The organism is Lamprocystis purpurea DSM 4197, from assembly GCF_000379525.1.
Lineage (GTDB): Bacteria > Pseudomonadota > Gammaproteobacteria > Chromatiales > Chromatiaceae > Thiodictyon > Thiodictyon purpureum.
Genome location: NZ_KB902491.1, coordinates 39,384 through 59,303, shown reverse-complemented (window position 1 = coordinate 59,303; position 19,920 = coordinate 39,384). Strand labels below are relative to the sequence as shown.

Below are 19,920 nucleotides of genomic sequence, written 5' to 3'. Positions count from 1 at the left end.
GAAGGAGGACCTATGCCGCACCCCTACCGCACCGACCAGGGCACCGTAATCCCCAGCCTGTTCGTCGGGCTGGGGGGGGTCGGGTCGCAGATCGTCGATCGCATCGCCGCCCGTGCCGCGGGCTTGCCCAATTGGGAGACCCAGCTCAAGCCGCTGACCACCTTCGTCTGCATCGATACCAACGAGCACGACCAGCACAGCCTGAAGCTGATCCCCCAGGCCAATCGTCTGAACATCGCCGCCTTCGACAAGGCCAAGGTCGTGGAGAACCTGCGCCGCTCGCGCGATGCGCAGACCGAGGTCTGGCTCGACCGGGGCTACCAGCCCCGCGCGGGTTTCAATCCGGGGGCCGGGCAGATCCGCCTGGAATCGCGTCTGGGATTCTTCTATCACTCACCGACCATCAAGCAACGCTTCGTTGATCTGGTCACCGACCTGTTGCGGCCGGGGGTGACCTGGCGCCAGAAGGAACCGCCGAAGCTCAACGTCTACCTGTACTGTACGCTGGCCGGGGGTACCGGCTCCGGTTCCTTCCTGTCCGCCGCCTATCTCATTGACGAGGTCATCCGCGCCCAGCAATGGCAGCCGCGGCTCATCGCCAACCTGCTGCTGTCCACCCTGCTGACGGACGACGTCGGGCCCGAGCTGCACCCCGATATCCATGCCAACACCTATGCGGCGCTGAAGGAGTTGGAGCACCTCACCAAGCTCGACTACGACCAGGTCAAACAAGCGGGCCGGACCAGTGAGCCCTTCGTCTACCTGCGCAACGAGACCGGCCGGGAACCCACCCGGGTCGACCACCGCCCGTTCTTTCTGACCTTCATCCTCGATCGCGCCCCCCATCTGGGGCTGCGCCACCCGTGGGAGGCGATCGCGGACGCCGCCTTTCTGCAGGTGTTCACCCCCATCATCGATAAGTTGGCGGGAGAACTCGATAACTATGAGAAGAACCTCGAGGGTCTGACGCGCTTCCCCGGCGCTCTGCGCGACTTGGGCGAGGGTTACACGAAGAACTTCGGGGCCTACGGGGCCGCCGCGCTGGTCCTGCCCGGAGAGGACCTCACCGACTATTGTGCCCTGCGCTTCGCCGCCCAGGCGGTACGGTCCCAGATCACCTTCGGATTGGACCAGTCAGGGGCGACCGACGACCGTGCCCGGGCACTCGCCAAACTCGCCGTGGACTATACCGACGCCAAGTTCCAGCGCATGTCCGACGCCGGACGTGAGCAGGTGATCAACGCCGCCTTCGTCGCCTCGGTGCAGGAACTGGCCCGCCAGGACGCCAACGAGGAATTGCGCGACGGCTACTGGTATCAACTCGTGGAGTCGGTGGACCGTGGGCCCGCCGTGGCGGGTCCCGCGGCGGGCGGCGAGGAGACCCGCGGCGAGACGCTCATGGCGCGGGTCGAGCGGCGCCTGGCCGAGGCCCGCCGCGGTCTCATCAACCAGATCGCCATCAAGGACCGCTCGATGTTCTTCCCGCGGGAAAGCGTCAATGCCTACATCGACTACATCGCCAAACTGGAGGAGGAGGTCCGCGGCGGCAACCGTTTGGTCGACCTGGGCCTGCCGGCCCTGGTACGCGCGGCCGAGGAGGGCGAGGCGATCGCCGCCCTGGCGCTCGACCCCATCGCCGAGCGCTATCTGGTGGTGCGCCTGCTCGAGGTCTGCGGCGGCGCCTGGATCCCGGAAGCCGAGAGCCAGGTGGAGGCGACCGGCCGCGGCGATCTGCTGACCAACCCGGCGGTGCGCAAGCGCCTGCGCGAGGACATCTACGGCTCGCTGCAGCGGGCCGCCGGGGCCCCCAATCTCTTTGGCCGCGGCGAGCGGGAATTCGAGCAGGTCAAGCAGGAGGCCCAGGCCGAGTACACCAAAACGCGCGGGGCCGCGGTCAATCTACTCGACGCCAAGGTCCGCCTGGCCCAATTTCGCGCCCTGCTCGACTATCTGGCGCGGCGCTCGCGCCAGTACGTGCGCCTGGCCACGCGGATGGATGGTCTGGTCAGGGAACTGGAGGCCCAAGCAGAGCAGTTGCGCCGCGGTGATGCGTCGCGGGTGCCGCCGTTCGCATTGCGCGTGGAGGTCTTCGAGACCCTGGAGGAACCCCGCACGCGGCTGTGGCGGGAGGTCTACGACACCCTGTTCATCGCCGCGGGCCGCTATCTCGGGACCTTCGACCGCCAACTGCTCGCCCGTACGGTCGCCCAGCAGTTGAAGCCGGTGGTCCAGGGCGACGGGCGCGTCGTCGAGAAGGGCGTCGACCAGACAGTAACGGATCTGCGCGAGGCCCTGGTCCGGTTGGGTCGCGAGCGGCTGGGACTGCGCATCCTCGGCGGCACGGAGGAAGCGGGGCTGGATATTGCCGCGGGCCTGGCCCTGGAGTCCGCCCTGGTGCTGGGCGCCGGAGCGGACGCGGCGGCCGGCGCCGCTTATCGCACCCGCAAGCTGCGCGCCCTGGACCAGATCGCCGGCCTGCTCGGACGGGTCGACTCGGCGGAGTCCCGCGCCTTGGACGACGGGGTCATCGTCAACCGCACCCGCCTCGCCGTCCTCGGCGGATCCGCCGCGGACGGGCGCGGCACCCAAGGTCTGCGCGCGGCGCTCGAGGACGTCCTGTCCAGCGGCGGACGCCAGGTCAAGGTCATCCCCGGGCACGACCCACGCCTGGTCATTGTCCACGATGTGGAGTTGCCCATCCCGCTCTATTACTTTTCACCCGTCACTCACGAGATCGAGGACGCCTACCTCAAGGTCACCGCCAACGAACGCCGCGGCTACAAACTACACACCGACTTCCACTGGGAGGAATCGCTTCCCAATCTCAATCCGCGGCGTGCCGAGTTGGTCGTGGGCTGGGCGCTGACGACCTTCGCCCGCGGTTTGACCGCGGGTGTGTTCTCCTTCGAGACCGGCGGCTGGACTTGGCACCGCGACGGCACCACCCGCGCCGTACCCCTGCACCCGAGCCTTGCCGGGGCACTCTATCGCCTGGGCGAGATCCACGCCGGCGACGAGCTGCGCAAGGACCTGGACGATCAGCTCGAGGCGGCGCTGGACGACCTGGGACCGGCGGGCGTGGCGCAGGAGGCAGCAGCGGCCGCGCGGTCCCTGCGGGGGGTCTTGGGCGAACTCAACCTCAAACGTCTTGACGGCGCCTTCACCCGGGAGGATGCCCTTGACCAACCCATCCTGCGCGCCCTGCTCCCGGTCTTGGAGGCGTTGACCGGTGACCGGGGCCCGGCGGCGGCGTCGGCCGATAGCCCGTACCGCGGCTTCGGGCGCCGCGGGACCTGACCGGCATGTCCAGGGCGACGATCCTGGTGGGGCACAGCGACTTCGGGCGCGACGTCCTGCAACGCCTGCTCACGAGCGCCGCCCCGCGCGGCGTGCTGTCCTGGACGCGCCGCCCCCAGGGTGGTCCCGGGGCCGGTGAACGCCAGTTGCGCGACCTCGCCCTGCTGTGGCTACCGGATCGCCCAGGGTTGGCGGGCGTCCCCGATCAGCACCTCCCCGACCCGGCCGCCGTCGGCACCGACACGGAGTTTTTCCGCGACCTTTATCGGCAGATCCTCAAGGTCGCTCCCGAAGGCGAGTCGGCCACCCCAGAGCAGGCCCTCGGGGCGGCCGTGGACGAAGCCAAGCGGGCGCTGCTCTCACCCCAGGCGCGCCGGGAACGGCCCGGTCAGGAGGGTGCCGTGCACGGACTCGATCTCATCGTGCTGGCGCGCCCGGGGACCGCGGCGGCCCTGGGGCAGATCGATAACCTGTTGCGCGCCGCATTGCGTCCACTCTGGGATGACCCGACCCTGCGCCGGGTCGGCAGCGAGGCACAGGTCGTCAACTGTATCGCGGTACTCGACTTCGACGACTTCTGGGCCAGGAACGAGGACGCCCGACGCCTACGCCGCGCGCTGATCAACTCGGCGCGGACCTGGGAGAGCGCTGGCCGCGACCGGCCGGGACCGGGGCGCATTTATCTCATGGACAGCAAGACCGCGGGCGCGCAGCGCGACCGCGACGCCCGCCTGGACGAGGCGACGCTGTTTCTGGAGTTCCTGCTCTTCGAAGGGAAGCGGGCGGACTTCGATTGGCTCTACCGCCAGCCGAGCCACGGCCAACCGCCCCTCGCTGCCTTTGGCATCCGCCTCTTGGAGCGCAGCCCGGCACTCCTCGGGCAGATCGCCGCCGCCCGCTTCGGTCAGGAGTGGCTGCCCTATCTCGCCGGGGACAAGTCCCCCCGGCCGCGGGCGACGCGCGTGCGCGCGGCACTGGCCCCGTTGCGTCAGGTCAGCACCCCAACCCCCGGGGTCGAAGACCCCTTGGTCAAGTGCTGGCGGATCGGCGTCGACCGTCTGGTGAACGCGATCCTGACGCTGTCCAACCAGGAGACCCCGGACTGGGCCGAGCGCGCCGGCCTGCGTTTCCGGCAGGGGTGTCGGGAGTTGGAATTGGACCTGGCCCGGACCATTGATCAGGTGGTCCTCGACCTGCGCAAGCGCCACCTCCAGCAAGGGGACAAGGTGCGCCAGGCGATCATCGATGACTTGCATGACGAGCGCGAGCCGGTCCCGCTGGCCAGCGTCCAGGAGGAGATTAAGGCCGCCGTCACGGATTTGATAAAGGCCCAAGTCGCGGCCCATCGTCCCCGCGGCAGCGACGGTCCCGTTGGGCTTGACGACCTGCACCGGCGTTTTCTCAGCCAATCGCGGGAATGGATCGGTCGCCAGGGCCGCGCCCTGACGCCCTTCTGGCTGCTGTTCGGCGCGCTTCTGGGCCTGGGTCTCGCGCCCTTTGCCCAGGCCTTCCTGCTGAGCCTGCCGGAACCCGACCCCTTGGCCCAAACACGCCATTGGCTTCATCAAGCCTCCCAATGGCTCGCCGAGCCGGCCCCCTTGGCGCTGGTCTTAGGCGCACTCGCGGCGACGCTTCTGAACTTGCTGCTCGGTCGCGGCGTACACCGGCGCATCGCCCGTGCCCGTGACCTCTATCTGGACCCCGCGGCTGGGCGCTTCGCCGCCGTGATCCGCGCCCAGGACGATCCCCTGACCATCTACCTGGAGCAGGCCCGCGCCGACCTCACCGCCACCCTGGCGGGCGAGGCACTCCAGTTCCTCGGTCAACTTGGCGAGCGCCTGGCGCAACGGCGTCGAGAACTGGGTTGGCTGCGCGAGCAGCTCGGCGGGTTCCTGCGCCTGCACGGGCAACACCCGGACCCCCTGGGTGTCCAAGGCAAACCGCGTCGACCGCAACTCAGCGTCCGCCAGTGGGTCGAGGCACCGGGTGACCTCGAGCGGATGTTGCAGACGAATCCACTGACCGAGGAGCGCTGGCGCGCCTACCAGGCGGATCTCCCGGAGCCCTTTCAAGGATGGGACGAACGTGCCGCCCGCGACGCGGCCAAGGAGCTGCATCAAGACCCTGGGCCCTGTCGCGGTTGGGCGGGGCATTATTGCGACGCCTTCCTGGACCCGTTGAAGTTCGTTGCGCTGCTCAGCCAAGGCTATGTCCGCCCCTTCAAGGCCGCCCTTGCAGCGTCCGACAGCACCGAACAGCAACTGCGGCAGACGGCCATCACGGACCTGCTCAAGCGTCCCGATTTTTCGTTGGCATTCGCCTTCGCCCCCGCCGCGGATACCCCGGTGAGCCGCCGTTGCTGCGTCATGCCGTCGTCCTGGAAACAGGGTACCAAGGTCGACGGGGTGAGTAACATCTATGAAGGCAAGGACGATACCCGAGTCTATCTCTTCGAGGTCGTCACCGGGGTCCCGACGACCGGCCTGGGCGATTGACCATGTCCGGCTTCACGCTGCCCACCTGGCTCCCGGCGCTGCTGCTGCTTGCCGCCGCGGCCACCATCGCCGTCATCGCCGACCGCCTGGCCGCCCTGGCGCGACTCGATCGCGGGCTGTACTGGACCCGGGTCACCGCCTGGACGATCCCGCTTTTCACCTTGGGGCTGCTCCATGCCTGGTGGCTCAAGTGGCTCCGCGATGACCTGTGGCGCACGGGTCGGCACGCCATGCCCGACGCCTCCGGAGGACTGGCTTTCGGACCGGAAGGGGCCTACTGGATAGCGCTGTGCCTGCCGCTGGTGCCCTGGCTCCTGGCGCTCACCGTCGCACACTTCCCCCGTGGCACCGAGCCCCAGCGCGCGCGCTGGTTGGCCGGGGCCATCGGCCGACGCGACACCCGGACCTGGGTCCTGGTCATCCCGGTCCTCGCCCTGCTGGTGCCCCTGTTGGCGGGGGCCGCATCCTTGGGACCCGCATCCGCCCCTTACCCGGCGGCACTGTGGTCGGCACTGGCCCTGACCTTGGCGACCCTGGTCGGGGTCGCGCTCAGCAAGGACCCGCCCGCCCGGGTGCGCACTCCCAAGCCCCAACCCGCCCCGCCGCCGCCACTGCCCGACTGGCCGGACGCGATGCGCCGGCAAGGTTTCACGGTCACGACCCTGGCGTCCTACCCGGCGACCGCGCAGATCCAGACCGCCCCGCCGCCGGGCGGGCTCGCCGGGCACTGGCCGGAACTGTCCCGCCACCAGCCGACCCCGGAACTGTTTGCGGCCATCGAGGAGTTCCTGAATACAGCCGACGGCACCGCGGGGGCCTGCAACCGGCTCATCCTGGCCCCTGAGGATTGCGGACAGATCGAATCCTTGGCCCTGGCGGCACAGATCGTGCGCCGCCGCGCTCAGGCCACCACCCTGGTCTTGGTCCCCGCGGCGGCGACCGCCTTTGCGACTACCCTCACCGGCTGGCTGGCCGACGCCGCCGCGGTGGACGCACCCTGCCCGGGCGCGGCCCCGCATCCACGCGCCTTCGTCTGGGTGACGGATGCCGAGGCTCTGTCGAGCCGACTTATCCCGAAGCTGGAGCAGGACCGCGCCCTGCTCCACCGGGTGGGCCTGATCGTCTTCTGGGACCTGCACAGCTATTCGGGGGTGCCGGCGGCCAACTTCTGGGCGATCTCGCAGCGCCTGCATCGGCTTACCTCGCGCCACGGGCGCCGCGACCTGCGTCACCTGGCATTCGTACGTGCGGCCCACACGCCCGACGCCCGGTTCATCCCGTTCTTAGGCGAATCCCTCCCGCAGCGTTTCCCGCCCGAGACCCAGGTCGTGATCCCACCGCGCCTCGCCCTACCGCTGTCGCTGCACCTGCTCGAGCCGACCGCCGCCGCCTCGGCCGGGGCCGAAACCCGGCCCCCCGTGACCGAGGCCGTGTTAGGGGCCGCGCGCGCCTCGGTGACCGCCGGTTGGCCGACCTACGCCGTGATCCCTGAGCATCTGGACCATGATGAGGCCGGGGCCTTCCTCCAACAGACCGTGGCCGGACGCCCCCTGCGGGCGTGCCTGGAGGCGGACAATGCCACGGCCGGGGCCGAAATCCGCGAAGTCGGGGCGGCGGAGGTCCTGTCACTGGCCCTGATCCTGGCCGCCGGGGGGCGCGCCGTCCCCGGACTGCGGTCGCGCCACGCCGGCCTCTGTCTCGCCTTCGGCAACCCTTATGTGGGCTACGCCCTGCGGCGTCTGATGGAAGACCCCGCCGCGCTGTTCCGGCGCAGCCGGACCCTGGTGGCCACCGGCCCCCAGCCGGGCGTCGTTCAACGCCATCTGCTCCTGGCTCTGAACGAGCTGCCTGAGGTCACCAGCGGTCTCATGGCCAGCTTCCATCACGAGGGTTCGGAGATCCAGCGCGTATTGCGCCAACTCGCCTCCAAGGGCCTGATCGACCGCCGCGATGTGCGCCACCTCAAGGACGGCCGCCTGGTGGCGGAGCTCGAGTTCAGCGGCCGCATCACGCGCGACTTCCCCCGTCCCCTGGATACCGTGGGGACAGACCTGGTCGCGGTCATCGATCCCGCGGCCGGGGAGGGCGAGCCCCGACTCCTGAGCCTGGACCCGGAGCGCATCACCATTCGCGCCTATCCGCAGCGGGTCTTCGTCCACGCCGGCCGGCGCTACCGCGTCCAGCCCTGGGGCTCGGTCGCCGCCGTACTCGACGCCCAAGGCGGCGACGGGGCAGGCCTGGGTACGGGCATCCTGTGCCGGCGGGAACAGGCCGCCGTGTCGACTTGGCGGGTTTTCGCCCCGCGCCTCGGCCGAATTGCTGCCGTCCCGGGCCGCCAGCGCATCGCCTTCGGCCACCTGCCCCTGGCACGCTCGCTGGTCACACTGGACTATCAGGAGGACATCTCCGGTTATCTCGAGTACGCCCGCGACCCCGTGAGCGGTACCTGGACCGCGGGTCAAGGTGGGACCTATAACCCCATTTCCAGCCTGTCCATGCACACCCAGGGTCTTTTCCTGGAAATCGAGGCGGAACGCCTGCGCGACTTCCCGAGCGGACTCAACTCACTGGCTCAAGCCCTGCGCCACAGTCTTCCCGTGCATGTGGGCATCGCCGAGGACGATATCGCCATCGTCGCCTGCGAGGGACGACTGTTGGCCGGCCGGCCGGCCTGGGGGTTGCTCTTCGTCGACCTCTACCCCGGGGGCATCGGACTCGCGCAGGCCATCGAGGCGGACCAGGGGCTCGTGGAACAACTGCTCGCGGACACGCGCGCCTGGCTCAGCGCGTGCCCCTGCGCCAGCGCCGAAGGCTGCCCCGCCTGCCTGCGCTCCCCGCTGGGGCGCGCCCATGGCGGGCTGTCCGCCCAGCCGCCCTATCGCGGCGAGGCCCTCGGGATACTCGCCGCCATTCTGGATTGAGCCGCATGGGGATACCCTGGGAGGAATCATGAGCACGACTGAACGCCTGCGCGGGCTGCAACAACGCCTGCAAGACCTCGGCGCGCTGCCGCCGCGCCTGCGCGGCTTCCATGACCGTCGTCTCGGCCTGCTGCACGAGGTCGAGGCGCAGGCGCAGCGTCTGGCCTGGATGATCCGGGGCCGGGACCTGCAAGCCCTGGAGACTCGCGCGGCGGCACTCGCGCGCCTGGCCAGCGAACTGAGCGTACTGACCGACGAAGCCGAGTCCCTGTCCATCCGCCTGAGGGGCCTGCGCGACACCGCGGGCCAGGTGCGCGATAGCCGCCTTGGCGCCTGGTTCCTCGAACGGGCCCAGGCACTTGCCGATGAGCTCGCCGGGACCGGGGAAGCGACGGTCGCGGCCGAGGCGCTGCCCGCGGAGCGCCGCCGCCTCAAAACGGTCCTGGACGCCCTGCCCGACCTGGAGCGGGCTTTGGATCTCTATCGTGAAGCCGAGGACTGGCTCCAGCGGCTGCAGGCCGAGACCCGTCGGGCCGCACTGAGTGCGGACCTGCCGGTGCTCAGTCAGCGCCTGCTTACCGAGGGAGTCGGCGCGGACTGGATCGCCGCACTCCAATCTCTGCTCGAACCGGTGAAAGACTTCGCCAATCGCCCGCAACCGCCCGGGCTCCAGGAACTGGGGGGGCGTATCCAGGGGCTGTTGCAGTGGCGCGCGGCGCTCGGCGAGCCCTGCCCGGAGTGCGACGGGCTGGCGCAAGAGTTCACCCGCAAGCGACAAGATTGGACCAACCAGGACGAGGATACCTTCGAGGTCCTGCGCGTCCGCACCGCGGTTCTGGAAGGCCGGCTCCAGCAACTCGCCGCCGAGCGGCAACACCTCGCGCTGGCCGAGATCGATGCCCAGCGGTCGCTGTTGCGGGATGTCGGGGTACAGGATGCACCGCTCGAGCAACGCTGGACTGAACTGCGACAGACCACTCCTGCGGATGCTGAAGGCTTTGCCGCCTGGCGCGACAACTGCACCCAGGCGCAAGAGGATTTCCGGTCCGTGGTCAGCAACAACAGCCAAGTGCTTGTCACGAGCTATGCGGACATGACGAAGACCTGCCGCGAGCGTGCGGCGCGGTTGGCGGAGCGGCCGCGTCTCGACGCCGCCGACCGCCGACTGCGCGACCTCGCGCTGGAACTGAAGCAGATGGAGGCCATCCCCGATGGCGCGGAGCTACTGAACGGCATCGGCACCCTGCGCGAGCTGGGCGCGCGCCTCGACACCCTGGAGCAGGACATCAACCAGGATTGGACAGTACTGGAGGCCCGCCGCACCGCCGTCGCGGCCCGCTGTGCCGATCTGACGAAATTGGCGCAACGCGTTGGACAGCCGCCCCCGGGCTTGACCGAGCTCGCAGCCACGGGGTCGGTCCGCCTTGAACAGATGCTGGCGCAGGCCGACGTCCAGGACCAGGGCCTGGACACGCTGGAGGCGGACTTGCTGGCGACCGGTGTCGCCAGGCTGGCCGCCCGGCACGGACGGGCTGCCGAGATCCAGCGCTTGCTCGGGGCCATTCCCATCCTGGGACTCGGCGACCTGAGCGAGATCGCCCCACCCCAATTGCGATCAGCCACCGGTCTCAGCCTGGCCCTCGACCGCGCTCAGGCTTCCCTGGAAACCGCCGAGACCGGGCTCGAGCAGGCGCTGATCCATCTGCAGCAACAGCGTGAGGATCTGCTGCAGCGCGCCGCCGCGATCGACGCCGACCGCCTGGGTCCGCTGCAGGCACGGCAGATCAGCGAGCAACGCCACCTCCTGGCGCAGTGGCAACTGTCGGCGGACATCGACCCGCTGGACCAGGCCCGTCGGCTCCATGGGCTCGGGTTGGCCATGCGCCAGGTGCTGCAACCGGTCGAACTGACCCAGAGCCGGGTCAGGTCCCTGCGCAAGACACTGGGTGAGCGCCTGCGACGGCTCAATCTCTGTACGCCAGTGCCCGAATTCCCGGAAGCCTGCACGGAGTGGGCCCAACGCATCGAGGCGCTGATTGCCCCAACCGACCAGGTCGTGCGCCCGATTCGGGCCGAGTCGGCTCAACTGGACGAGGCGGCGCGTCTGCTCGGTGCCTTGGAGGATCACTGCCGCCGTCTGGCGGCGGTGCAGGATGCCGCCGACATCACCCAACTGCGGGGCCTGCGGCGCCGGCCCACGGACCCTCAGGCCGAGGCGCTGTTGCAACGCCTCGCCGCCCTGCCCCGTCACGAGCCACCGCCGGACGCGCTGCGCCTGGACCTGCACGACCTCATCGCCGCCCGGATGGAGACCCAAGCGCATGACCTCTAGAACCAACCCCTGGCAGGACTGGCCGGCACTGGCCGGGTGGGTCGGACATCCCTTGCCCCCCCTGCGCTGCGAGCGCGCGGTCTGGGGCAGGGAACCAGGCGCCGGCGCCGGGCCGCACTGGCTCGCGACCAGCGCCGGGTTTGGGGGTAGTGCGGAGGGCATCGAGCGCAGCCTGGCGTTCGGCGACGAGGACGTTCCGTGGGTGACGCTCGCGTGGCGCAGTTCGGGCAGCCTCCACTACGCCGTCCGCTGTTACCCCAGCCGCGCCCCGGCAGGCGGCCGCCCGGGACTGGAGAAACAGCTGATCGAGTGGCGCCGCCCCCAAGACCTGCCGGCGGCCCTCGGGGCATTGGTGTTGCTCCCGCAAGCCGAACGCCTCGACGACACGATCTGGTGGGGCAAGTCCGGGGACGACGGGGACTTTGCGGACGGCTTCCATCTTGCGCTGGCACCCGACGAGACCACTGAGATCCCCTTCGACGAGATCGACCTGCAGACGACCATTCTGGCCGGTTGTCGGGAGCTTGCCGAGGCGACGGACCCGCCCGCCCTGGCGGCGCTCTATACCCGGCTGCTGGCCGGCGCCAAGGGCATCGCCCTGCCGGGACTCACCGGCCCCTTGTCCGGCGCTGCCCTCGCCGCGTTGCTGCTGCCACTGGCGCGGGAGCGGGCGGACCGCCTGGGCTTGGTCGCCTGGCTGCCGTCGCGCCGGCTTCGTCCGGGCCAGACCGTGCACCCCTGGGACCTGATCCTGGGCGGCGCACCGACCGACACCGCGTCCGTCCGGGCGGCCGCGGCGGACGAGACCCAGGTCTCGGCGGCCGAACGCATGGCGGCGGCCGTCCTTGCCGGCGACCCCCGGCGCCTGCAGACCCGACCGACCACGCGGCCGTCCCCCGCCACGCCCAAAGCGCCCCCCACGACCACACCGGAAACCCGCCGCCTGGTCCTCTGGGGCCTCGCCGCGGCCGGCAAGACCGCTTACCTGGCCCAACTCTACCTGCAGTTGGAACATGCCACCGACAGTGAATGGCGGGTCTATCCCGGACCCGATAGTCTGGGCTTCTTCCGTGCCCTGCGCGCTCGATTGCAGACGCAGAACCGCTTTCCGGCACCGACCCCGGTGGATAAGGCAAGCCCCGTTCGGTGCCGACTGGTCCACGGCGGCACCGGCGCCGAGGCAATGATCGAGGTCGAGGACCGTGCGGGGGAGGACTTCCGGTTGCAGACCGACGCGGTTTACCAACAGCTTGCCACGGCCGACGGGCTGATCCTGCTCTTCGATCCCTTGCTCGAGGTCGCACTCCAACGCGAAGCGTTCAAGGACGCACTCGACCGTATGTCGGTGGCTGAAACGCGCGAGGGGGGGCGCGACACCCGCCCCGTCGCCTTCTGTCTCGCGAAGGCCGACGCCTTTATCACGACCGCCGCGCACTACCGCAGTGCCCTGGAAGACCCTGACGCCTTTGTGCGGGCGCGCGTCGAACACGACATTTTGCAGAGCCTGGAACACCATTTCGCGACCTACCGGCTGTTTCCGGTTTCCGCCGCCGGAGTCTGGGTGGAGCACGGTGCCGTCACCCCGGCAGTGTTCTTCGACGAGGATCTGAATCCCCGCCTGAGCAGTCAGTCGCATCCACTCCATCTCCTCGACCCCTTGACCTGGGTACTCAAACGGCTGGAAGCGGCGACGCCTGGTGCCGAGACCTCATGACCCTCCCCGCTTGGCCCGCGCTGCAGGGTGCCGCCCCACCGCCCTGGAACCTGACCTGCGAGCGCGGGATCTGGGGCAAGATCCAGAGCGGTCCGCCCGAGTTCCGTTGGCTGGCGCGCAGCCCAGGCGTTGCAGCGGGGGCCTGGGATCCCGCGCGGGCACTGCGTCTGGGGGCCGAGGACCGGCCAGCCCGGACACCCGGATGGCGAGCGCTCGGTCCGGGCTACCTGGCCGCCGCCTATTATCCGAGTCGTGCCCAGGATGCCGCCGGGCGCGGCGGGTTTCTCGAGCGCCAGGTCCTCGCCTGGCGAGCGTTCCCCGGGGTGCCGCCGCCACTAGCGGCGTTGGCCCTGTTGCCCGCCGCGACCGGACTGGAGCATTGGGTCTGGCGGGACCGCCAACATCTTGGACGCTGGGGCGACCCGGACTATGCCCTCCCCCTGGATCCGCTGGAACTGACTGGTCTGGGTCCTGACTGGCTGGCCCGGACGATCGGCGAGGGGCTCGATGAACTGGGCAAGCGAGTCACCCAGGAGTGCCTGCGCAACCTCTATGCTCAGATCCTGTCCGGGGTGCGGCCGGCATGCCTGGCATTACCCGACGGTCCCTTGGGACCGCAGGCACTGGCGGCCCTGTTGCTGCCGCTCCCGCCGCAGGCCGCGTCCGCTCTCTCCCTGGCCGGATGGGTGCCCGCCGAGGCCCTGGACCCCGAGGATCTGGCAGGCAACTGGGACTTCGTAGTCATCGCAACGGGGCATGGCTGGCCTCCGGCCACGGTGGCATCGGAGCACCTGGAACTGGCCGAACATTTGGTCACTGCCCTGCTCGCCCAGGACCCCGCGCTCCTGGCGGAGCGACGGCCAGGCACGGGTACGAACCTCAAGGCGCAGCGTTGTCAAGTCAGCCCCCTATTGACGACCCTCGCCCAATTTACGGCTGACCCACACCGCCGTCTGCTCGATATGGCGGAGTTGCGCAGGATCCTGCGTCAGGTGACCGGCCCCCTGGCGATGCCCGGCGGCCCCGGCCAACATCCTCTATGCCGCTGGGTTGCGCAAGTCGCCGGGGATCGCCCACACTGGGCCGATGAACGCGGTTGGGGACTCAAGGTCGATCAACTGCGCGCCGCGGCCCTGTGTTTCCTCCCCCACCCCGAGACCCTGAGTCTCGTCGGACTGCCGCAGAGTCCTTGGGTCCCAGCGCTGCTCCCGGCACTCGCCAGCCACCCGAAACGGATCGGGGCCAGTCTCGGCAAGCACGGCGAGGACGGTTTACGCCGCATCCTGCACCAGAGCCTCGGCTGTCCAAGGGCGGTCGTCCGGATGCGAATCAGGGCCTGGCTCGCACGGTGGCGCGACCTCGACGAGACCGCCCCGGCGTTGCGTGCCATGATCGAAGATTGCCTGGCAGCGTCTGCAATAGTGCCGGACAGCGATAGCCTTGGTACCTGATATCCAGACAGACCCTGGTGTAGGGGCGGGTTTGAAACCCGCCCCTTGTCCGGTTATCACGTCCGAATGCTATCACTGAGACGCTGCTGGGCGCAGGGTAATCCCGGCCAGTCGCGACCCCCGGCACAACCGCCGAGCGGTCACCGCGGTCCAGCCCAGCCGACGGAGGGTCCGCGGGCCAAGGGATAATCGCGCTCGAGCAGGGTCGCGGCGACGGCCTCCACATCGAAGGTTTCCGCCATTGCCGCCAAACGCGCCTCGGAGGCCAGGCGGAGATACTGGTCGACGACATGGCGGACCAGCTCGCGCCGCTGCGCCGTCAAGGGATCACCGACACCCCCGGTGGGCCAGGGCTGCGCTTGGTAGAGTGTCAGTATCTCCACCCCCGCCCGGTGCAAGCGTCTAGCCTCCATGTCGACATCGTGGCGGCGGGCCCTGGCATTGCCGCCCCGCGGGACCGGTGCGGCGAGGGCATAGCCCGGCGAATCGCCGAACAGAACCACCAGCCGCCGGGCCTGGGTGCGCCAATGCAGTTGGCTGCACGCGTAGAGTGCGTCCCCTAAGGCATCCGTAAAATCGCCACCCGGGCTGTCCGGCAGATCGGTCAAGACTCGGGTCAGATCGACCCGCCCGACCGGGGTGAATCCATGTCCATCGCCGGCGAGGCCCCACCGCAACACATAAGCGCCCCGGTGTAGCCCCGGGTCCGAGACCCCGGGGAGCGGCGCGTCGCCGAAGGCCAGCACCGTCACCCGACTCGACCCGCCCGAGCCCTGGGCCAACCGCTCCACCAAGTCGGCGATGCGCCCCGCCATGGCGGGCCAGAGGTCGGGGTCGGCGAGCAACGGGCGCCGCTGCCCATCCCGGGACGACGGATCCGGAATGCGGGTGGTACCGTCGATGACCAGCGCGATATCCCAGGGTTGCCCCGCCACCGGCGCGGGGATCGGGTCGAGGGGGGCATAGCGGGCCTCAGCGGGCAGTACCACCGCGAGCCGAGGCCCGGTATCCAATGCGAAACGCGGCCCCGGCAGAGCACCTAAGCGAATCTCCACCGTTTCCTCGTCCGCCGCGGGGATCTCGCAGCGCAGACACACCGCGCCGCCGTCCAGGACCGCCAGGTGCAGCCCCCCGGATCCCGGCAGGGCGGTCAGGGTCAGCCGCGCCTCGGCACCTGCCGTCGGGGTCAGCGGCAGGGCGGTCACCGCCCCCTTGGCATTGAGGGCAAGGTACGTCAGATCGGTCATAGCCACGCTCGTTGTTTCGCTCCGGCCGGGTCATGCGACGCCGGTAGACATCATTCCATCACGACCCGCGCATGACTACCAGGCACATCGCCGTCACTTCACGGTTGGCCGGTACCATCCGCATACGCGCCGAACACCCGCAACCGCGCCCAGAGCATTGCGCTCATCAGCGAGGAATTGCGTCCCCGGCGCGGTGGCTTCAGGTGTCCCTGGCGGCAGCCTGCCGCAGCCAGTCCCGGCCTTCCGTGTCGAGACATCGCGCCTCCAGGTCAGCGACCTGTTCCTGCTCCCTTGAGTAAATCCAAGGCCAATGGGTCGGCGGTGCCGTGATCGATCGGACGTGTACCGCGGCGAGACCGGTATCCAGGTCAATCATGACCTGGCGCCAAGCTTCCCAGTTGCACTCGGGGGGTCGGCGGTCTGGAGCGCGTCCATGACCGCGGTGCCAGTGGGGCGGTAAACCCTCGGGGCCGGCCGCACGGTGATGGACCCATGCGGGGGCGACGAGCCACGACATGGCGGACTGATGACCCTCCCCCGGGTCGAGGACAGCGTGCCGTCGCCAGTCGTACCAGGCGTCGGCGGCGATTAGCGCATCGGTGACGGTGGGTGGGTCGCCCCTCCAGCGCTTGGTCACGGCCGCTGCCCAGGGCGCGGGGTCACCCCTCCGGCCGGGCCGCATCCGGATCAACTCCTTCAAGGTCATAGTGACCATCAGTTCCGGGCTGGCCAGAAGTAGGTCGGGTAGGGTGTGAAGCCAGGCCGGCCGCAGAGTGCCGCTGGTGTCGATCAGTAAACCGGGGCCGGGGCAGGTCCAGTGCCCCCCGAGCAGTTCCGCCGCGACCCGGCGCCTGGCCACGGGATCACCAATCACATCCAGGAGCGGCCACAGTCGCTCCAGGAGTGGGCTGGACAGGGCGCCCGGCGCGGGCTCGGCCGCGCAGACCAGGTCCAACAGGCCAAAATAGACCCCGGGGTGTACCGCCGGGTCGATTCCTTCAGCGATGCGGGCCAGGGTCAGCACTGTGGCCCCATCCACCTGCGGTAAGCCCCGCACCGCGGCGATCAATCGCTCCGTGGTTTCACCCCATGAAGCAGATTCTTCCGGGTAAGAAGCCAGGCCCAGGAGCACCTGGCTCATGGTCGCCGGTTCCCCGTGCTCGATGACGCGGGCAATCCAGGAGAGATCGAGGAGCCCGCGACGTGCGGCCCGACACAGGATCCCGGTCACTGCGGCATCCGCGGCTAAGAAGGTCAAGGTCGCCGCCTCTGTCGCGCGGCGCCCCAGGGTACCGGCGTCGAGCTCCGCCGCGAGGAGCCCCGAGACGGGGCCGTCGCCAAGCAAGGTGGCCAAGCTCAGGCCGCCGAACAGGCTGGCCATGAGGGTGGGTGAAATCAGGGTCGGTGTACTTCTTGCCAACGTCAAAAGACGAGAGCGTTTAGCCGCGTCCTCGCGGTCCCACCAGGAGTGGACACCTGAATCGATGCGAACCCCACCGACGCCGAAGGTCCCTTCGATCGCGCGTTGCAGCGCCAACTCGCCAGCGGTCAGCCCGCCGGGCTCGCGCAGGAGATAGGCCGTCAAACGGTCCTCCGGGAAAGTCCGCCACTCGTCGTCCGAGATCAGCAGCCGCCAGGGCAGTTCGGCGTTCTTGGCTCTCTCGATTAGGTGGTTGGCAAAGAGATTGGCGCGCTGCTGAGGGCTCCCGTGCAGTGCTACACCGAGCTTGAAGACGGTCGGGATCAGGTCGACCAGTGACTGGGGCAGCGGCCAGGCGCCGTCCCATAGCCGGTCGAAGCGCGCGCCGAAGGCGGTTAAGCCTTGGGGAAAACGGGTCGCTTCCTCCCACACCGCGAGGGCATAGGCCCGCGCCGTCGGGGCAGGTTCGCTCCCCACCTGGCGAACCCCGCGACGATCCAGGATCGTCGCGTCCCGACAAGCGATCAGGGCTGGCTCGGTCTGATCGGTTGGGATCACCAGAAGGTCGGCCCCTTCCGCACCGAGAAACCGTCCGGGATTTTGACTCGGGATGCGCACCCGGCAACGCTGCCGCAACCGGGTCGGAAGCCCCGCCCTGGCAAAGGCGGCTGCGGTCACCAAGAAATCGAGGCTGGGGCCCAGGCAGAGCAACTCCTTTGTCGTGGCCACCAATACGGGGCAACCCCGGACCATGCCATCGACAAGATGCGTGAGCAACTCCACCGCCAGGTTACGCAAAGGTTCGTCCGAGGCGACCGGCGGCCTTTCACAGTCGACCCTCGCGGGTGAACCGGAAGTAACGGCGACTCGATTGCCCAAGCAGGCACCAGGATCGAAGGTCTCATCGCAGCCGTCGAGGGGCCAACCCGCAACGTTCACGGTTACACCCTTCTCCAGTGATCCACCAGCGCCTTGGCAACACCCCACCCAGTAATAGTCCCCAGCGGGGAGACATGCCCAGCCCAGGTACTCGGTACTATCCTGCTGATTGGGGTCCGGCTGGAGCCAGCGCGTCAACACGGTTGCAACTTCCGGCGGTACCGTGCCGACCACCGGATCACCATCAAGTCCGCCCTGCCCCGGAACCAAAGCCCAAGTAAGCATCAGTGGAGTGTGAACAAGGGGCATGGGGTGAGACAAGACCAACTACCGAGAACCGCGCCAATGTGGACCGGGAATCGCTGTCGCCAGGAAACGGGATCCAGGTTCTGATGTCATGTCTAGACGCCTGTATCGAGTGCCGGCAGTCACCTGCGCCACCTATTTTAGGACAAAATCCTTAGCGTAAGCCGCACTTGCCGGGCAGCTTTGCGGCTGCAACCTGATGACTGGTGCGCACGCCGCTCGCGCCCACTGTAACCGATCCTCCACCACCCCGCTTTTGTCGCAGACACGACAGACCCCATCGCGCAGACGCCTCATATAAGACAATCATTTATATATTGGCACAAAGTCTGCATGAGCTATCGCAAACTTAAGACACCCCACACCGGAGACACCGGCAGTGTCCATGAATCGCAAAGACATCGCCGCCCTGCTCGACGAGCCGGCCTGCGCGCACAATCAGAAAGCCAAGGCCGGCTGCTCGAAGCCCAAGCCGGGGGCCACCGCGGGCGGTTGCGCCTTCGACGGCGCCCAGATCGCCCTGTTGCCGATCGCCGACGTGGCGCATATCGTGCACGGCTCCATCGCCTGTGCCGGGAGTTCCTGGGACAGCCGCGGCACCCGCTCGTCCGGCCCGACGTTGTTCAAGATCGGCATGACCACGGATCTGACTGAGCAGGACGTGATCATGGGCCGGGGCGAAAAGCGCCTGTTCCATGCCATCAAACAAGCCATCGACTCCTATCGGCCGGCGGCGGTCTTCGTCTACAACACCTGCATTCCGGCCATGATCGGCGACGATATCGAAGCGGTGTGCAAGCAGGCCCAGGCCCGCTGGGGGACGCCGGTGGTGCCGGTGGACGCGGCCGGTTTCTATGGGACCAAGAACCTGGGTAACCGCATCGCCGGCGAGGCGATGGTCAAGTATGTCTGCGGAACCCGGGAGCCCGATCCGGTGCCCGCGGGGATCGAGCGTCCGGACTTCAAGGTGCACGACATCGCCCTGGTCGGTGAATACAACATCGCGGGCGAGCAATGGCATGTGCTGCCGCTCTTCGATGAGTTGGGTCTGCGCGTGCTCTGCACCCTGTCGGGAGATGCCCGCTTTCGGGACGTGCAGACCATGCACCGCTCGCAGGTCAATATGATGGTCTGCTCCAAGGCGATGATCAACGTCGCCCGCAAGCTCGAAGCGACTTACGGGACGCCCTGGTTCGAAGGCAGTTTTTACGGCGTCGCGGACGTGTCCCAGGCCTTGCGCGACTTTGCACGCATCATCGCGGACCCCGACCTGACCGCACGAACCGAGGCGGTGATCGCCCGCGAGGAAGCGGCCATCAACGCGCGGCTCGAACCCTGGCGCGCCCGGCTCAAGGGCAAGCGGGTGCTGCTCTATACCGGCGGGGTCAAGTCCTGGTCCATCGTCTCCGCCTTGCAGGATTTGGGCATGAGCGTGGTCGCGACCGGCACCAAGAAGTCCACGGAGGAGGACAAGGCGCGCATCCGCGCCCTGATGGGCGAGGATGCGGTGATGATCGACGATGGTAACCCGCGTGCCCTGATCAAGATCGTGCACGAACAGCGAGTCGACTGTCTCATCGCCGGCGGGCGCAATCTTTACACGGCGCTCAAGGCGCGTATTCCCTTCCTCGATATCAATCAGGAGCGTGAATTCGGCTACGAGGGCTATGTCGGCATGCTGGAACTGGCGAAGCAGCTCTGCCTGACGATCGAGAGCCCGATCTGGGACGCGGTACGCCGACCGGCGCCCTGGGCCATCGGCGGGTCCGCTGTCCACGCCGCGGCCGACACCGCTGCCGAATCCATCATCGCGGATGCGGACGACGCATCCGCCGCGGAGGTGGCCCGTGCCTGACGT

The 19,920-nt window shown here is 68.8% G+C and carries 9 protein-coding genes; 7 read left to right on the top strand and 2 right to left on the bottom strand.

Features of this window, described 5'->3' with window-relative positions; genetic code table 11:
• Positions 1 to 12 precede the first annotated feature (12 nt).
• Genes A39O_RS0112025 through A39O_RS0112000 form a run of 6 tightly spaced genes read left to right on the top strand, consistent with a single transcriptional unit; the run spans position 13 to position 14,210 of the window.
• A complete protein-coding gene (locus tag A39O_RS0112025) occupies positions 13 to 3,297 on the top strand; it encodes a tubulin-like doman-containing protein (RefSeq protein ID WP_020504905.1) in 3,285 nt (1,094 codons plus the stop codon).
• Positions 3,298 to 3,302: 5 nt separating this feature from the next.
• Positions 3,303 to 5,792 carry a hypothetical protein gene (locus A39O_RS0112020; protein ID WP_020504904.1) on the top strand — a complete coding sequence of 830 codons (2,490 nt, stop codon included), beginning with the start codon at positions 3,303 to 3,305 and terminating at the stop codon, positions 5,790 to 5,792.
• 2 nt (positions 5,793 to 5,794) lie between these two features.
• Positions 5,795 to 8,713 (top strand): Zn-binding domain-containing protein, encoded by a 2,919-nt coding sequence (locus A39O_RS0112015; RefSeq protein WP_020504903.1) that lies wholly within the window; start codon positions 5,795 to 5,797, stop codon positions 8,711 to 8,713.
• 28 nt (positions 8,714 to 8,741) lie between these two features.
• On the top strand, positions 8,742 to 11,045 hold the full coding sequence (locus tag A39O_RS0112010; RefSeq protein ID WP_020504902.1) for a coiled-coil domain-containing protein: 2,304 nt from the start codon (positions 8,742 to 8,744) through the stop codon (positions 11,043 to 11,045).
• Positions 11,035 to 12,759 (top strand): TRAFAC clade GTPase domain-containing protein, encoded by a 1,725-nt coding sequence (locus tag A39O_RS0112005; RefSeq protein ID WP_020504901.1) that lies wholly within the window; start codon positions 11,035 to 11,037, stop codon positions 12,757 to 12,759. The genes A39O_RS0112010 and A39O_RS0112005 overlap by 11 nt, the downstream gene beginning before the upstream one ends.
• Positions 12,756 to 14,210, top strand: coding sequence for a hypothetical protein (locus A39O_RS0112000; RefSeq protein ID WP_020504900.1), 1,455 nt, complete (start codon positions 12,756 to 12,758; stop codon positions 14,208 to 14,210). The genes A39O_RS0112005 and A39O_RS0112000 overlap by 4 nt, the downstream gene beginning before the upstream one ends.
• 140 nt (positions 14,211 to 14,350) lie before the next feature.
• On the opposite strand, the gene A39O_RS0111995 is transcribed toward A39O_RS0112000, so the two are convergent.
• Positions 14,351 to 15,457, bottom strand: a complete 1,107-nt coding sequence (locus A39O_RS0111995; protein WP_020504899.1) for a hypothetical protein — start codon at positions 15,455 to 15,457, stop codon at positions 14,351 to 14,353.
• A 199-nt stretch (positions 15,458 to 15,656) separates the two neighbouring features.
• A complete protein-coding gene (locus A39O_RS0111990; protein ID WP_020504898.1) occupies positions 15,657 to 17,675 on the bottom strand; it encodes a hypothetical protein in 2,019 nt (672 codons plus the stop codon).
• A 772-nt stretch (positions 17,676 to 18,447) separates the two neighbouring features.
• On the opposite strand from A39O_RS0111990, the gene nifE reads away from it, so the two are divergent.
• A complete protein-coding gene (nifE, locus tag A39O_RS0111985) occupies positions 18,448 to 19,917 on the top strand; it encodes a nitrogenase iron-molybdenum cofactor biosynthesis protein NifE (protein ID WP_020504897.1) in 1,470 nt (489 codons plus the stop codon).
• Positions 19,918 to 19,920: the final 3 nt, after the last annotated feature.

Bases quoted from the DNA above. Each gene is read 5' to 3' on its own strand.
- A39O_RS0112025 (WP_020504905.1), top strand. From the start codon at position 13: ATGCCGCACCCCTACCGCACCGACCAGGGCACCGTAATCCCCAGCCTG.
- A39O_RS0112020 (WP_020504904.1), top strand. From the start codon at position 3,303: ATGTCCAGGGCGACGATCCTGGTGGGGCACAGCGACTTCGGGCGCGAC.
- A39O_RS0112015 (WP_020504903.1), top strand. From the start codon at position 5,795: ATGTCCGGCTTCACGCTGCCCACCTGGCTCCCGGCGCTGCTGCTGCTT.
- A39O_RS0112010 (WP_020504902.1), top strand. From the start codon at position 8,742: ATGAGCACGACTGAACGCCTGCGCGGGCTGCAACAACGCCTGCAAGAC.
- A39O_RS0112005 (WP_020504901.1), top strand. From the start codon at position 11,035: ATGACCTCTAGAACCAACCCCTGGCAGGACTGGCCGGCACTGGCCGGG.
- A39O_RS0112000 (WP_020504900.1), top strand. From the start codon at position 12,756: ATGACCCTCCCCGCTTGGCCCGCGCTGCAGGGTGCCGCCCCACCGCCC.
- A39O_RS0111995 (WP_020504899.1), bottom strand. From the start codon at position 15,457: ATGACCGATCTGACGTACCTTGCCCTCAATGCCAAGGGGGCGGTGACC.
- nifE (WP_020504897.1), top strand. From the start codon at position 18,448: ATGAATCGCAAAGACATCGCCGCCCTGCTCGACGAGCCGGCCTGCGCG.